The sequence below is a fragment of the Marinimicrobium sp. genome (genome assembly GCF_002695945.1).
Lineage (GTDB): Bacteria > Pseudomonadota > Gammaproteobacteria > Pseudomonadales > Cellvibrionaceae > Marinimicrobium > Marinimicrobium koreense.
This window is the reverse complement of record NZ_NZQP01000039.1, coordinates 24,754-40,533: the sequence shown is the minus strand read 5'-3', so window position 1 is coordinate 40,533 and position 15,780 is coordinate 24,754. Positions and strand designations below refer to the sequence as shown.

Here is a 15,780-nt window from a genome sequence, read left to right as displayed (position 1 = left end):
GTCTACCAACTGGTGCAGCTGCTGTATCAGAGTCGTTACATCCACGGTCATATCGCTCGAGTCTCTTAGCGGTTTTTAAGCTGTCTGACCAAGCGCAGACCGGTATAGGTGTCCGGGTGGCCATCGTGTGATTTCTGCCAGCTCACCTGGCATTCATCCATCGGCGTATCGTAGTGCCCCCCGGCAACCGATAACGCTCCCCCGCTGAGCACCCATTCCTGAGCGTTGCCCAGATGATTCACCAGGCCCCAGCGGTTCTGCCCACCCACGCTGGCTTTGACCATGGAGCCGCCACGTTGAATACCCCGGGAGGAGAACAGACAGTTGCGGTTCGGGTCCGGCTCTGCGCCGTCCGCTCGGGCAGCATGGCGCCACTCCTCGTAGGTTGGCAGCCGATAACGGTAACCGGTCTGTTCACTGAGCCAGCGGGCGTAGGCCTTCGCCTGCTCAATACTGATGTCAGTGACGGGTCTGTCCCGGGATTGCTCTTGCTGTACCTCACACGTTGATGCGCGACAGAAGCGATTGAAGTCCCCAACGGTCACCTCCTCACGACCAATGGCGTAAGCAGGCCGGCCCGCAAACCCGGGGACCACCACCATGTCCGGACCGAGCCCCGCGCCCGGCAAGGTATCCCGACACCCCGCGCGCGGGCCTCGGCCTCCCATTCCGGCCAGAGAGGCGTCACAGGGGTCTTTGGGTTCGATGGCAATGCCGGCAATGGCGGCACTGCGCGGAAAAATCTGCATGGCATGCTGCTTGAATGTCTGGGCCCGGTCGGGAAAGCGAGCGCCAATGGTTTCGATGCAGGATGCCAGCGCGCCGATCATCCGGCTTTGCTCGCGCTGATATCGACCCGGGTCCAACTCCTGCAACTTGTTGACGGCAATGGCCAGGTCATCCATATTCAGCTGTTGTCGGCAGGCAAGCTGTCGATCAACGTTGGCCAGTGCGTTATCGAACTCGCGATTGACTTTTTCCTGAACCGCCTGCTTGCGTGCCTGTTCCTGCGCCAGAGCCTGCGCCGCTCGGCGCGCCTCGGCCTGCTGCTTCGCTTCGAGCCGGGCCCGCTCAAGTGCGCTGTCTATCTGTGCGGACAGCCGGTCGAGCGCGGCTTCATCATCGCTGTAGCGCCGGGCATTGGTCAGCCGGGCACGGGCCTGCTCCAGAGCGCCTGCTTCAATTTCCTCATCAATTTTTTCCAGATACGCCTTGTAAATGGACGCACGCTGACCCTCCAGCCACTGATCACTCTCCCCCAAAAGATCCCGCAAGTCGGTATAGCTCTGCCAGAGCTGACGCTCCCATTGGGAAGAAAATGTCAGTGTGGTCAACAGTTCGGTCAGCTCGTTCTGCTTCATTTCCAGCCTGAGTCGCTGCTCGATCTCCATCCGCACATCCTGCTCGGAAAACTGTGGAATCCACTGATCCCGATACTGATAGGCGGCGGTCGCCATTGACGTCACCACAATCAGCGCGCCGATCGCGTATTTGGCAATCGCCACCTTCCGATGCACGAAGGCATTCCAGAACGCCTGAACCGACGCCACCCGATCCTCGCGACGAAACGCCAGACAGTGTTCAATGGCTCGCCACTGGCTTTTGGGAATACCCACCAGGCGTTTCGGTTTCAGCTTCTGACGGGCCGCCTCGTCGGCATGCACCCGGTTGAACGGGTGCTCGCCGGCAAAAAGCTCATAGGCAATGCACCCGAGCGCGTAGAGGTCATCACGCGCATCGGGCGGAGCGCCCTCAAGCATCTCCAGGCTCGCGTAAGCGGGGGTCAGAGCGCCAAGGTTTCCCGCATCAAAAACCGTTTTATCGTCTTCCGAATCGTCGGACCGCTCGGCTTTGGCCACCGCGCGGGCAATACCAAAGTCAAACACCTTGGGAATGCCTCGGTGGGTGACAAAGATGTTGCCCGGCTTCAGATCCGAGTGAATGATGTTTTCCGCATGGGCATAGATCAATGCCGAACACACGCCTTCAAGAATCTTCAGACAATCTTCGTGGGGCAATCCGGTGGAACGATACTGGGATAACAACTTGTCCAGCGGCTTGCCATCGAGAAACTCCATGGTCATGAAAACCGTGTCGCCATCCCGGTCGAAATCGTGCACGTTAACGATATTCGGGTGCGCGATACGTTGGGTTTTGCGCGACTCTCTCTGCAGGGCGATGAACGCTTCCGGGTGGGCCTTGAACTCGTCGCTCAACACCTTGATCGCGACATAGGGGTCACGATCCTGGGCCTCGATTTTCAGCCGNTCCTTGGCTTTGTAGACCACCCCCATNCCACCGGCCCCCAGAATGTCCTCCAGCAAAAACCGGCGCTTCAGTAAACCATGATGACCCGAGGGGCGCTTCGGGGAAGCGGCCGCTTTGGGTTTGGTCGGTCTGGCGACGACGGTGGGCGGATTCGGATCCACCAGCGTGGCATCCGATCCACNACGACGCGGCGGCGCCTGATAGCGGGTTCTGTCACTCGCCGCAGGCGTTTCCTCCGATCGGCTCCTCGGGGTATACACGGTGGCATCGGGTGGGGTTTTTGCGCGCGGCGCAATCCGCGTTTTAGTGTCCCTGGTTTCAGTCATATCCCTTCATCTTCCTGACTCAACGTTCTCATTGAGCGCATTGCCGTCCATTGGAACTGTCTACTTTTCCGGGCTCGCCTTTGATCACCACCACCGAGACGTTATCCGGCGCCCCCGCGCGCAAGGCGACATCAATCAGTGCCTGAGCGCAGAGGTCAGGATCCCGGTCGGCCATGATTCGTGCGATGGTCTCGGTTTCAATCACGCCATGAAGTCCATCGCTGCACAAGAGAAACAGGTCACCGAGCCGCACATCAAACAGGCGCATATCCAGTTGCAGATGCTCTTCCACTCCGACCGCACGCGTAATCACGTTGCTACACTGATGCACTCGGGCCTGCTCGCGATTGATCAGGCCCATGGCCACCATGTCTTCTACCTGGCTATGATCCCGGCTCAATTGCGTGAGGGTTCCGTTGCGAAAACGGTACAACCGGGAGTCCCCCGCCCAGAGCACCACCCCGATACGACCGCGGATCATCAGGTGCACCAGTGTGCTCCCGATCGTGGCGCCGTCGAGCTCCATTCGGGCATAGTTCTGCAACCCCTGATTTACCCCCTGCAGACANTCTTCAACCCGATCCACCGATTCAGCCAACGCTTCGGGCAAGTGCAATTGGGCGAGACCCTGAACGATTTCCCGGCTGGCCAGGTCGCCCACCTCGTGACCGCCCATGCCATCGGCCACCGCCCAGTGGTTATGATCAGCGCACGCAAACACCGCNTCTTCATTCAACTTGCGCACCGCGCCGGCATGGGTCGCATGCTGGCAGCGCCAGTGAATGGGGCGCCGATACGTGGTATCAACCGGTTGCGGCCGGGTCTGGGTATCAAGCATCCCTGAGCTCCCTGGGGCACGGTGCGAACGGCTGCTCCCACTGNCAGTCCCGCCACTGCCCCGTATACATGGCGGCCACCCCTGAAACCGCCGGCAAACCCCGCGCCGTAACGACACAGGGTTCGACCCGATCAGATCCCGCGGTGGACCAGATGCTGTAGCTCGGCATGGTCGCCGACAGGGCCGCATCCAACAGGTAGGGATAGACCTGCTCGGGCCGGGCCTGCTCTTCATGAAGTGTGACGATACGATCACCGCCCGAGNCGGACGCTAGTCGGGTGTACTCCGCATTGACCCGCAGGGGACTGGACTGAATACGGGCCGCCAGTGAATCGATCTGAATCTGNCCGTCGAGCGCNGCCAGGGCAGCAGACTCCAGCGATTCGTACCAGNCATCGGCGGCGGTCAACGCCACCGTGGCCGGGGTATTGGCCGGCGCCGAGCCCAGGATGGTGAACGGAAAATAACGACCGACCCGNTCCACGCTGGGCAGNGAAATTCCGGCCCAAAGCTGGCCGTCTATCACGCCNGGAGAGAGCGCAAATCGCCAGATGGGACTGGTGAGATACACATCCAGCCAGTGCTCGCCCAACTGCTCCTGNGTCGCAGCGATNACAGACTGTAACCAGTCATCCCAGATATTCACGCACTGCGATGGTAGCCCCCGGTGAATGAAATCACCGTGGGCGGGCAGCTTACCGAAAAAACCAACGACGCCATTGGCACTCATCACAGCACCTCCGGACACTGNTATCGGCGCAGGGGATTATTGGTCAACAGATTGTCGACGCTTTGGGTGCGCACTTCATACACCATCGTGTTCCGATCCGCACGGGTNTCCGCGGCGGCGCTGGAGAACGTCAGGTGNAAGACNTCCGAGCGAGACGTTTTCTGCACCTGAGCATCATCCAGCGCTCGGAACCAGGCCCAGGGCCCCTGNTACACCCGATCACTGGCGCCCCCGTTGACCTTCTCGAACACCAGACGCAGCCGGCGTTCCGCCTGATCACCCGACCAGTCAACCCGACGCCAGAACTTGGGCCCGTGACTGTACGACAGGGTCTGGTCGCCCATATCNAGNATAAAGCGGGCATTGTCTTTGGCCAGGTCTTGCGGNTTGAACTCCAGACTCAGTCGCGGGGAGGACTCCCCCGAGCGGAACATCAGTTCGGTGATCGCCTGCCCGTGGCGGATCTGAGCNAAGGCACTGGCCGAAAGCCCCAGGCCGTAACCATCCACCTGCCGGTTGTGCCACNGCCCCCGGGTCTGAACAAACGGCTCGATATACTGCTGTACAAAACGCTCGTGCAGCCCGCCCGGCNTGAAGAATTCACNGAAGTCGTACAGTGACATTTCNGCATCCACNCCGCCCACCAGNGGGTAACGGCCCGCCGCCATNCGCTGATACGGCTGATACNCCTGGGCCTGCCACTCGTTGACGACATGCCCTCGAGCTTCAATCAGAATACTCCGCCAGGTTTCCCGTGACAGGCCGTTGAGCCACTGCTCCAGGGGCTGGGGCAGGTTGCGCGCATAGCTTCGCAATTGACTGGCCGGATTACCCTCGCCATCGGCAAAGCGCGCGCGGGCGATTTCGAACGCNCGTCGTTGGGGGTCCGGCGACATCCGGATGTCCTGCACGAAATCACTCAGCTTGCGCACCTCCCCAAGCACCGCGTGAATGGGTGCCTGNCCGGCATCNCCCGCCATCAACCGATGCAGCTCACTGAAATGNCGATCCACTTCGGTGGAGTCCATTTGCGAGGCAATCAAACCGGCCGCAATACTGGTTCGTTGNCTACGACCCGCTCCGGCCACCTTTTCCTTGAGCTCGGGGTTGGTCAACTGCGTCTGCGCGGCGCTGACCTCCAGNACCCGCAAGAGGGGCGAGTACAGTGGGTCNGCCGCACGCGCCAACCGCTCGCTGCCCTGATTGAGGCTGGCGAANGAATCAATGGAAAGTGCCTGCTGNACTCCCACCCAGGTGCGAATNTAGTCGCGNANATACAGTTCGNTCACCCGCTCNCTCAGNTCNCCGAGNTCGTCCTCNGTCATGGTCTGGGCNCTCTGNTCCAGGCTCTCAAATATCCAGCGGTCATTGACCAGCTCACGCAGTACCGGCGATCGTGGTGAGAGGTCGATGGACTTGTAGCCNTCGCGGGTGAACATCCAGGGCACCTGAATCGCATCCCGGGCGTTCGCCGGCAATTCAAATACCGCGGTCAACTGATTGCCGTATTGAGCCCGCAGNTCAACCGGACGTTGANATTCCGGCTCGCTCTGAATCCGGTTATAGACTCGCTGNGCGACCGGAACCTGCAGTAGGCGTTGGGCCACCGTTCGGGCCAGAGGCTGGTTAAGCGCCTGATCCGTCAACTCCAGGGCCAGCAACCCCTCCAGGTGGTGCCGCAACGAGGTCTGAGNCTCGCGCTCCACCGTAGCGGCCCACCGACGGGTAAACCACTCGACCACCTGCGGGGCTTCCATGCGCGAAGTATCCCCGAACATCTGGTACACCCGGAACTGGTTGTACAACTGCAGATCATCTTCGGTATNCAGCAGCGCCTGCTCCAGCTCCCGCAACAATGCCTGAGTGAANGGGCCGCGCAGATAACGCTGATACGCCTGATCGGCGCGTTCATCGATGCGTCCGTCGTAGAGGCCGACGCCGGTCAATACCGGGTGTGCGTCCCGGTCGTANACAGANCTGGCCTGAGCCAGGGCGGTCAGCGCNGGCAGGTGCGCTCGGGGGGCNGCCGGACCGTAACCATCCCCTTGTCGCNGCTCGAAGCGGGACAGGTGCGAGCGNACNTCTTCCATATCAGAGGCGTGGCGACTGACACTGCCTGTCCACACCATCANCAGACCCACGACACTGGCCGCCANNGCCGCGTAAGCCGAGCGCCGCCCCCACTGCCGCCAGCGTTCATAGCGTGGATTGGTGCCCACCAGCTCAGACTCCGGAAAAATCACATCCTGAAAGAGCCGTCCCAGGAAAAAGCCTTTACCCCGATTCACCCCCGGTGCGGCCGGTTCGCGCCCAAACCCGAANTGTGCCGACACGGTACTGACCAGGCGATCAATCGGCGTGCCATCCTGGGTGCCGCTCGANTAATAGACGCCGCGCAACAACGGCTGGTAACGATANCGATTCGGGGCAAAGGTCTGCTCGACAAACCCNTTGACCAGGCGGTTGAGTTGTTCAAATTGAGTCGGAAAATGCTCGATCGCCGCCCGACGCTGGGGATCGCGTTCCTGATGAAGTCGCCAGATCAGACGCTCGTACAGTCGGGCTTCGAGTTGACGAAGCTCGGCGTCAATAAACTCAAAGTCCGGGGCCGACTCCACCGAACCGGCGCGGGGCAGGCTGAGGCCCCACACCTGCTCACGCTCGTCTTTCCCCAGGTCTTCGAAAAACTCATTGAAGCCCGCGATCAGGTCCGACTTGGTGAACATGAGATAGACGGGAAAGCGCACCTCCAGCTTACTCATCAAATCATCAATGCGGGTGCGAATGGTGCGGGCATGACGGGCGCGCTCTTCTTCGGTCTGGGTGAGCAGATCCTGCACGCTGATCGAGACAATCACGCCGTTGATCGGCCGGCGACGGCGGTGCTTTTTCAGAAGCCCCAGAAACCCCTCCCAGGCCGAACTGTCCACCACCCGGTGACTGTCCTGAGTCGTGTAACGTCCCGCGGTGTCCACCAGCACGGCATCATTGGTGAACCACCAATCGCAGTGTCGGGTTCCGCCAACGCCCTGCAGCGCTCCGGCGCCAAACTTTTCGGCCAGGGGAAACTCCAGCCCGGAGTTCACCAGCGCGGTGGTTTTGCCCGCACCCGGCGGGCCCACCATGATGTACCAGGGCAGCTCATACAGGGCCCGACTCTTGTTGGCACGGCCCCGAAAACGACGCTGCCGAAGCACGGCCAGCGCTTCGAAAAAGCGCTGCTGAATCTGCTGGACATCCTCGGCCGCCTGACTACTGACATAGTCCGTTGCGTTGGTCTGGCTCTGCTGAATGTCGTCCACCATCGCCTGATTCTGCTGGCGATCCCGCCATTGCAGGCGCAGGTTATTCAGCCCCCACAGCACCAGCAACACCAGAATGACCAACAGTCGGGTGATGCTGCTGGCCAGGGGCGCCGCGTTTTCATCGCCAAACTTGATCAGGGGTCCGCCAAACCAGACCAGCAGCGCCAGAATTAAGACACCCACCAGCGATAAGGTGACCGGGTGGAGCAAGGTATTTTTAATCCGCTTCATCATTACCATCGGTTCCCTGTTGGTCTACTCAAACGAATCCCTGGAAAAGGTTTCAATCTGCTCATTGACAGTATCGAGCTGCTCCACAACGGGGTTGGAATTGGTGTAAAGCCAGTACCGGAAACCGGAAAAGATCAACACCAGAAGCAACGCCACGGCAGCGCTCCAGATCCACAACGGAATGGATTCTCCCAGGGTTGAGGAGGTCCGGCCGAGTCCCTGCCAACGTGGCGACAGCGCGCGTTCGTGCTCGCCGCGATACCGGCGGATGGTCCGGTAGAGCTCGTCTTTGATCTGCTCCAGGGCATCGCGTCCGCGGTTGGCCAGACGGTAGCGCCCTTCGAACCCCAGGCTCAGGCACAAATACATCAACTCCAACATGTCCAGGTTCTGGGATGGGGACTGGTTCATGCGCTGCAGGATCTGAAAAAATTTCTCACCCCCTGAGGTTTCATTGTGAAACGCACTGAGCAGAGTCCGCTGCGCCCAGGGACTGTCGCTACCCCAGGGGGTATTGAGTACCGCCTCATCCAGAACCGAACAGAGAACATAACGGGCCGCCAGCACAATCTCCGGCGGATAGCCCCGGTCCCGGGCCTCCACTTCGAACTCCCGGATCGACTGGGTCAACTGACGGTACAGACCGCGCACATCAGTGTGGCGTGCCGACTGGCGGACTTTGCCAAATACCAGCAGTAGCGTATTCGCGCAGCTGACCAATGGATTGAGCCCCCGACCGGCAACCAGAGGCTCAGGAGGCAGGTCCATCGCTGATGGTGGCGCGGGTGAATCAACCGGTGAAGGCNCACGCGGCTCTGGTGTTCCGGCCGCAGCGCGCGGGGTGTTCACGTCTGGTTTCATTCGGGTGCGATCGCCACCGGGGCGAGGCTGGCGAAAGACCGTTTTGTCCGGAGAATCCATGGGTGCTCCTCAATATCGAGAGGCGATCGCTATTGGCGAATCGCCCAGAACTCCATTTCCAGGCCGGGGAAGTCTCCGCCCACGTGCAACGCAAAGCCACCCGAGCTGGCCATTTCCCGCCAGAAGGCGCTGTGCTGATCCAACTCAAAGTAGGCGTATCCCGACCGGTAGGGAATCTGCCGCGGCGCCACGGGCAAAGGTTTGATGGCAATACCCGGCATGGCGGCGTTGACCAACTGCCGGATACGCTCCACCGGNCCCACNTTNATNTGCGCCGGCAGGCGCGAGCGCAGGGTTTCCTCGGCGATATCGGCGCGCACNGCCAACACAAACGNCGCCGAAGAAAGCAGCGAGCGATCGGGAATGGTACCCACGCGGATACCNTATTTCTTTTCCTCAAGNGGCAGNCCGATGGCGGTCTGCTCNTACACCATCGACAGGTAGCTGCGCAGGGTGGTCATCAGGGGCAAAAACGTGGCCTGCAATTGATCGTGCCGNTACGGCGCNAACTCCGGTGGCCGCTTCTCCCTGGCGACAAAGGTGGACAACTCTCCGGCCATCAGCAGCAGTTGCTGAAACAGCGCNAGAGGNTGCAGATTGCGCACCGTGGCCAGATGGGCGATCAGGGGTTCATAGCGGTTGATCATCTGCANCATCATGTAGTCGGCGATTTCCGCGGTTCCGCCCCGGCGGGCATCCGCCAGACGGCCCGCAATNGCNTCGCCCCGATGATGCAGCATCCCCGANAACTCGGGCAGAAAGCCCGCGAGTCTGGGGGCGGCCGTACAATCGAGACAGGTGGCCAANTACTGCTCATCGAGCAGCACGTTGTGGTCATCGCGCACCTCCGCNATGCGCAGCACGCCAATNCAGGCATACCCGCTGAGATCCTCGGACTCGAGCATCAGGCGTAACCGGAGCTTACCCACATCCACGGGACGGGTATCTCCGCCATCCGAGGTGACATCCCGCGCACTGACTTCCGACACGTAATAGCGGGCCAGGGCCTGTGCATCATCTTCCCGGGAGACGTCCACCGCGCCCGGCCGACGAACCGGTACCGCAAGATACACCAGCGTATTGTGGGCGCCTTCGGGAACCTCGAGCACCCCGGGCGCATCATCCACTTCGGGGAAATTGAAGGGAGTACCATCGGGGAACACGCCCCGCCCCCGGGACACGGACAGCTTGCCCAGTTTGAGCAACTCCTGATCCAGCTCCAATGCCTGTAATCCCCAGGCATAGGCGCCCAGGGCACTGCACTTGGCATCGATGTAGCGTTCGACGTAGCGGTCGTACTGCTGAAAGTGCTGAGGGTTCAGAAACATCCCCTCGGACCAGATGACTTTGCTGCTCAACGACATGNTCTATCTTCCCTATTGTTGCCGGTTCATTGTGGGTTCCAATCAGTTCAGCACTGACAACTGNTTACCCGAGATCTGCAGTTTGATGACATCCCTGAACACGTTGCGCGCGGTAACGGGAATGACGACTTTGTAGGCGGCGCGCTGGTACTGATAGAACTCGGCCATGATGCCGACATAGCGCGTGTTCGCNTCGAGTACCAGCTCATGGTCCCGAATCTCGCCGGGGACCACACCNGGTAGCTGGCGTCGACGTACCAACGTATCACCGAGCACGGCCGAGTCACGTTCATACAGNCGCACAAAGTCAGCGTCAGCAAACGCCTGTTCGGCGGTCAGCTCGTAAAACCTCAGCACCACNGGCGCGGGCTCGTTGCTGTGATCGGGATTGATGTCCGCGCGCGCGTCAATGGACAGCCTGACATCGGTCTGTAACTTGAGCATNCCCCCGACGCGGCTTTCCTGATTCGCGCAGGCGGTCAACCAACACACCAGCAGAACCGGNAAAAGCCTACGAAGTAAATCAAACCGTTCCATAATTCNTNTCTCCTATCGTTACCGGTCGATNATCGCGACGCCGCTCANGGACGCAGGGCAGACAGGCGACGCAACTGATCCTGATACGCCTGGACAAACTCGTCACCGAAAATCTGCTGAAAAGAGCGCTCCATATTGTCACTCAGNCCCCGGTAGTGCGCTCGGTAGTTGTCCCAATAGCGCGCCTTGCGTANGGGCGNTATGACGCTGGGTTTNTGTTGGCTGTTCGCATTGGCCTCGAAACGATCCGGGTCGAACTCNTTGAGCATATGCTCAAACGCTCGACGCATACCGGAGATCATTGCCAACTGGTGTTCCGCAATTTCCTGGAATCCCTCGCGAATGGCCTGCAAAGGCTCCTTGTACGCCTGGCTTCGACGCACAAAAATATTCTCTAGCGCTTCATCGACNTCGGCAGAGAACTTGAGTGGATTGTTCTCCACGGGCTGAATGGTGGTGACATTCATCCGAAACTCGTTTTTTATGCTGGCCCGAGAGCGCAACACCTGCATCAACCCNTCAATCACCTCCCGCATCATGGTGCCGATCAGCGGCTCCAGCTCCACTCGCGCCTCCGGGCTCAGCCGGTCCAGATCCACTCCCATGGCGGAAAATAGCGTTTCCGATGTCCGGGGTGGCATGGAGTCTGCGGACGGCTGGGTGGACGTAACCTCTACAGGTTCAGCGCGGCTGACCGGAGTCGGGCGATCCAGGCTCGGGCGCTTGCCAGGCTGAGGCGTGACGACAGGCCCTGGTATTTCCTGTGCCGCGTTATCGTCATGCCCAGCGGGTTCATCCCGGAGTTGTGCATCCGTTGGCTGGGGGGCGGCCGCCCACTCGGGCTCGCGGTCGAGCTGCGGGGAGGCGGAGTCGGGCTCGCGCTCCAAAGGCTCCAGCCAGTCGGTGGGAATCAGTTGTTCCTGATGGGCCTCTGGCCAGTGGATCGCGTCGACGGACGGATCCTGCCACTTCGATTCGGAATCGGAGAAGGCCCCTTCGCCAGGGCCGGGATACAGTGCTGTGGACTCATTGTGCCAGGGTTCGCGCTCGGCACCGGATGCGCCATCCAGCATCTGCAGAGGATCCAGGGAATCTCGNGACGGGTCGGCGACCGGACCGGCATCAAAGGGATCACAGGCAAAGGGATCATCGACGGAAAAAGGCGTGGCGGGATGTTCCTCTGGCGCGGGCTCTGTCGCAAAAGGCGACGCATCGAGCGAGCCGGCCTCGACATTCAACAGGTCGATCGCGAACGTGTAGTCGCCTATCTCAACCTGATCACCGTGATTGATCGTCGTCACCACGCCTTTGCCCAAAGGCTCTGACGAACCGTTGATAAAAGTGCCGTTGGTGCTGTGGTCGATCAACTGGAAGCGTCCCTGCTCGACCGTAAACTCGCAGTGCCGAGCCGACAGGATCCGGTCGGGATCCGGCAGAACCCAGTGATTATCGGGACCGCGCCCGATCGTTCCGCCGTGCTGATCGAATGAAAATTGCTGTTGGGGAAGAGAGGCNCCTTCTGGCGTTTTGATCATCCTTAGCTGTAAGTTCATTCCGTTATCATCCCGAAAGTGTCCGTTTTCTTTACGCTCNATTNGCTGNGCCGTCTGGGCGTCGAGCCAGGAGACTGTATGCGGCGTTCGCCCTTCGTTGCCCGAAGGACATTCCCTGGCGCAGATCACAAAATNTTTTGAGCCACGCCATTGCGATGCGCCGGCCATTCTGTGATGGAAACGGATTGTACACCATATTTTTTTTGAAACAGAATCAAAAATATTGCACTCGGTCACATTTTTCGACGCNGAACAAAAAAATATTTGGCATTCGATTCGTAAACAGTTAATTTTTTANTCGCGCTGTGGTAGCTTTCTCCANCTCCAGCNAATAGCCAACAACGGATTGTTATGTTTATTTATGTGACGGACTACCTTCATTCCTTNGCGGAATGTCTGCATCAGACCNGAAAAAAAGCCGTTAAAGTCGATGTGACTCAAGGCCGGCAGTGACAGGAATCAGCAGAACACCATAGGGAAAGACAGGCAATGGCTTCACCCCATATCATTGANCTCGACGATTTACTCGCCCCTATCGCTGAGGANACACCCTCGGGTGCAGACCCTCGCGCCAGTGCGTCTCCGAACTCAACCTACCAGACACTCAANCGCGAACGATCCAGCGCCCGAGCGGCGGANCGCAAGTCCGTACACGACGGTGACAGCCAGGAGGCCGACCACCATTGGCGTGAAGTGCTGAACCTGGCCCCCAAANTTCTCANGGAAGAAGCCAAGGATCTCGAAGTCGCCAGTTGGTACACCGAAGCCCTGGTACGCAAACAGGGCTTTCAGGGCTTGCGCGATGCGTTCGCACTGATTCGCGGGTTGGTCGAACAATACTGGGAGAACCTCTACCCGACACCGGACGAAGACGGCCTGGAAACTCGCGTGGCCCCTCTCTCCGGACTNAACGGTGAGGGGGCAGAGGGCGTATTGATCGCACCGATTCGCCGTGTCCCCATCACGGAAGGACAACCCCCCGCCCCNTTCAGCTACTGGCACTACCAGCAGGCACTCGACATTCAGAAGCTGGCCGATGAAGACGCCCGTCAGGCAAAAGAAGCCAAACTCGGTTATGGGCTGGGGGATATCGAGAAAGCCGTCCGGGAATCAGACGACACATTCTTTCAGAACCAGCGGGAAGATCTGGATCAGGCCATTGAGCATTTTCGTGCCTGCCAGAGCCTACTGGATCAACACTGNGGTATTGAGCTGGCNCCCCCNTCCCGCAATATTCTNGAAGTTCTGGAAGAGTGTCGNGGNGCCGTCAATCATCTGGGGCGCGACAAGCTATCGCCCGCGAACGAATCCGAAGNCAGTNCNNCCGAGGCGGTTGAANCNACCGGAACGGAAGACGCTCCCGCGAANACGCCCGCTNCCCGAAAAGCGCTGGATCGCGACGAGGCCTTCCGTCAACTTCGGGAGATTGCCGAATTTTTCCGCACCACCGAACCCCACTCCCCGGTGTCCTACCTGCTTCAGAAAGCCGTCAAGTGGGGCAATATGCGTCTGGACGAACTGATTCAGGAGCTGATACCAGACGAGAGTTCTCGCACGCATTACAGCGAGCTGACGGGCGTAGAAATCACCGAGGATTAACCCCGTANANGGCAGTAGTGACGACCAACCAAACCAATGACAGAGGATTAGGGATTATGTCCGACAGTATCCACGACAANCTCAAGCGCGTGCGCAANCCTCGCGTTCATATCACCTACGATGTTGAAACCAACGGCACGATCGCCGAGAAGGAANTGCCCTTTGTCATGGGCGTGATGGGGGACTACTCGGGTGATAACANCGAGGCCAAGAAGTCCCTGAAAGACCGGAAGTTCTCCCAGATTGANCGGGANAACTTCAACGACATCATGGGCAAGGTCAACCCCAANCTGGGATTCCAGGTGGCCAACAANCTGGAAGANGANGACAGCGAAATGAANGTCGAGCTCGACTTCAACCGCATGGAAGACTTTGAACCNCATCGGATCGTGCANCAGGTCGAACCGCTGCGCAAGCTGATGGACACCCGCAANAAACTGCGTGATCTGTTGACCAAAGCAGACCGNTCCGAGGATCTNGAAAACCTGCTGGAAAGTGTACTGAGTGATACCGAAGCGCTGGCCGCCCTGTCCGGNGAGCTGGGTGTGGGTGCAGAGCAAAAGGAGGAAGNGAAAGATGGCGAATAACGAAGAACAGGTAATGGAGCAGGCNGAAGCCGANGTACAGGAAGTCAGCTTTCTCGAGCAGGCCATTACNGCGACCCGACAGACTCCGGCGGACGAGACTCAGGATCTGCTCAAGACCCTGACNCAGGAAGCCATGAACGGNACGGTCAAATGGGACAAAAACCTGACCGTCACCATCAATCGCGCCATTGCGGCNGTCGANCAGTTGATGTCCCAGCANCTGTCGGAAATCATGCACCATGAAAAATTCCAGAAGCTTGAAGGCTCNTGGCGTGGACTGAACCACNTGGTGATGAANTCCGAGACCGGCTCCCAGCTCAAGATCCGCATGCTCAACCTGAGCAAGAAAGANCTGACCAAGGATCTCGAGAAAGCGGTGGAGTTTGACCAGAGNCAGATTTTCAAGAAAATTTACGAAAGCGAATTCGGCACCGCTGGCGGTCAACCCTACTCCGCNCTGATTGGNGACTATGAGTTNTCCTCTCACCCNGACGATATCTCGCTGCTCAGNCAGATGTCCAACGTGGCCGCCGCCGGCTTCTGCCCCTTTCTGACCGCTGCGGCGCCGCAGATGTTCGGCTTTGAGGATTATACCGAGCTGTCCAAACCGCGCGATCTGGAAAAGATTTTTGATTCNGCNGAGTACATTCANTGGCGCAGCTTCCGCGANAGTGANGATGCCCGCTTTGTGACCCTGACCATGCCNCGNGTACTGGCNCGCCTGCCGTACGGCCAGTCGACNAAACCCATNGAGGCGTTCAACTACGAAGAAGTACCGGTGGGTGAGGACGGCAAACATCGNGCCACCGAGCACGATGATTATTGCTGGATGAACGCNGCNTACGCNCTGGGNACCACCCTGACCAAAGCCTTCGCCGAGTACGGCTGGTGCACCAGCATTCGCGGTGCCGAAGGGGGCGGTCGTGTCGATGGGCTGCCCAGCCATACCTTTGTCAGTGACGATGGTGACGTGGATCAGAAATGCCCGACNGAAATCGGCATTACCGACCGCCGTGAAGCAGANCTNAGCAAGCTGGGCTTTCTGCCGCTGTGCCACTACAAAAATACCGACTACGCGGTATTTTTCGGGGCCCAGACCGCACAGAAGCCGCCCAAGTTTGATGATCCCGAGGCGAGCGCCAACGCGGCGATTTCCGCCCGTCTGCCGTACATCATGGCAACCTCCCGCATCGCCCACTTCCTGAAAGTGATGGCGCGCGACAAGGTCGGCTCGTTCATGGAAGCGGGGGAAGCCGAAGAGTGGCTCAACCGNTGGATCGGCAACTACGTGAATGGCAGCCCCGGCGCCAGCGCCGAAATGAAAGCCCGCTTCCCATTGGCCGANGCTCACGTCGAGGTCAAGGAAGTCCCGGGCCAACCCGGCGTATTCAATGCGGTCGCCTGGATGCGCCCCTGGTTGCAGATGGAAGAGCTGACCGCCTCNCTNCGCCTGGTAGCCAACATCCCCAAGGCGGGCTAAAGCCAGCGCCCAAATAGGGCGGCGGAGGGATCCGCGCCCTA

General features: G+C 59.5%; 11 protein-coding genes. 3 read left to right on the top strand and 8 right to left on the bottom strand.

Annotated features, from left to right (window positions below; all coding sequences use genetic code 11):
* Positions 1–65: 65 nt before the first annotated feature.
* The 8 genes from CMG77_RS09090 to tagH form a co-directional block, all read right to left on the bottom strand.
* Positions 66–2,594 (bottom strand): bifunctional serine/threonine-protein kinase/formylglycine-generating enzyme family protein, encoded by a 2,529-nt coding sequence (locus CMG77_RS09090; RefSeq protein ID WP_286904216.1) that lies wholly within the window; start codon positions 2,592–2,594, stop codon positions 66–68.
* Between the two features lie 28 nt (positions 2,595–2,622).
* The gene (locus CMG77_RS09085; protein WP_286904214.1) at positions 2,623–3,432 is read right to left on the bottom strand and encodes a PP2C family protein-serine/threonine phosphatase; all 810 of its coding nucleotides are present in this window, start codon (positions 3,430–3,432) and stop codon (positions 2,623–2,625) included.
* A complete protein-coding gene (gene tagF, locus CMG77_RS09080) occupies positions 3,425–4,162 on the bottom strand; it encodes a type VI secretion system-associated protein TagF (RefSeq protein WP_286904212.1) in 738 nt (245 codons plus the stop codon). Before tagF ends, CMG77_RS09085 begins: the two co-directional genes overlap by 8 nt.
* On the bottom strand, positions 4,162–7,698 hold the full coding sequence (gene tssM, locus CMG77_RS09075) for a type VI secretion system membrane subunit TssM (protein ID WP_502691820.1): 3,537 nt from the start codon (positions 7,696–7,698) through the stop codon (positions 4,162–4,164). Before tssM ends, tagF begins: the two co-directional genes overlap by 1 nt.
* A gap of 24 nt (positions 7,699–7,722) precedes the next feature.
* Positions 7,723–8,466, bottom strand: coding sequence for a type IVB secretion system protein IcmH/DotU (gene icmH / locus CMG77_RS09070; RefSeq protein WP_286904209.1), 744 nt, complete (start codon positions 8,464–8,466; stop codon positions 7,723–7,725).
* Positions 8,467–8,648: 182 nt separating this feature from the next.
* On the bottom strand, positions 8,649–9,983 hold the full coding sequence (gene tssK, locus CMG77_RS09065; protein WP_286904207.1) for a type VI secretion system baseplate subunit TssK: 1,335 nt from the start codon (positions 9,981–9,983) through the stop codon (positions 8,649–8,651).
* A 42-nt stretch (positions 9,984–10,025) separates the two neighbouring features.
* Positions 10,026–10,520, bottom strand: coding sequence for a type VI secretion system lipoprotein TssJ (tssJ, locus tag CMG77_RS09060; protein ID WP_286904205.1), 495 nt, complete (start codon positions 10,518–10,520; stop codon positions 10,026–10,028).
* A 44-nt stretch (positions 10,521–10,564) separates the two neighbouring features.
* Positions 10,565–12,055, bottom strand: coding sequence for a type VI secretion system-associated FHA domain protein TagH (tagH, locus tag CMG77_RS09055; RefSeq protein ID WP_502691819.1), 1,491 nt, complete (start codon positions 12,053–12,055; stop codon positions 10,565–10,567).
* Between the two features lie 507 nt (positions 12,056–12,562).
* Between tagH and tssA the strand changes: the two genes are divergently transcribed.
* The 3 genes from tssA to tssC all read left to right on the top strand — a co-directional run bounded on the left by tssA (position 12,563) and on the right by tssC (position 15,739).
* Positions 12,563–13,672, top strand: a complete 1,110-nt coding sequence (tssA, locus tag CMG77_RS09050) for a type VI secretion system protein TssA (RefSeq protein ID WP_286904201.1) — start codon at positions 12,563–12,565, stop codon at positions 13,670–13,672.
* A 56-nt stretch (positions 13,673–13,728) separates the two neighbouring features.
* Entirely contained in the window at positions 13,729–14,259 is a 531-nt protein-coding gene (tssB, locus tag CMG77_RS09045) for a type VI secretion system contractile sheath small subunit (RefSeq protein ID WP_286904200.1), read from the top strand.
* Positions 14,249–15,739, top strand: coding sequence for a type VI secretion system contractile sheath large subunit (gene tssC, locus CMG77_RS09040; protein ID WP_286904199.1), 1,491 nt, complete (start codon positions 14,249–14,251; stop codon positions 15,737–15,739). The genes tssB and tssC overlap by 11 nt, the downstream gene beginning before the upstream one ends.
* The last annotated feature ends 41 nt before the right edge of the window (positions 15,740–15,780 follow it).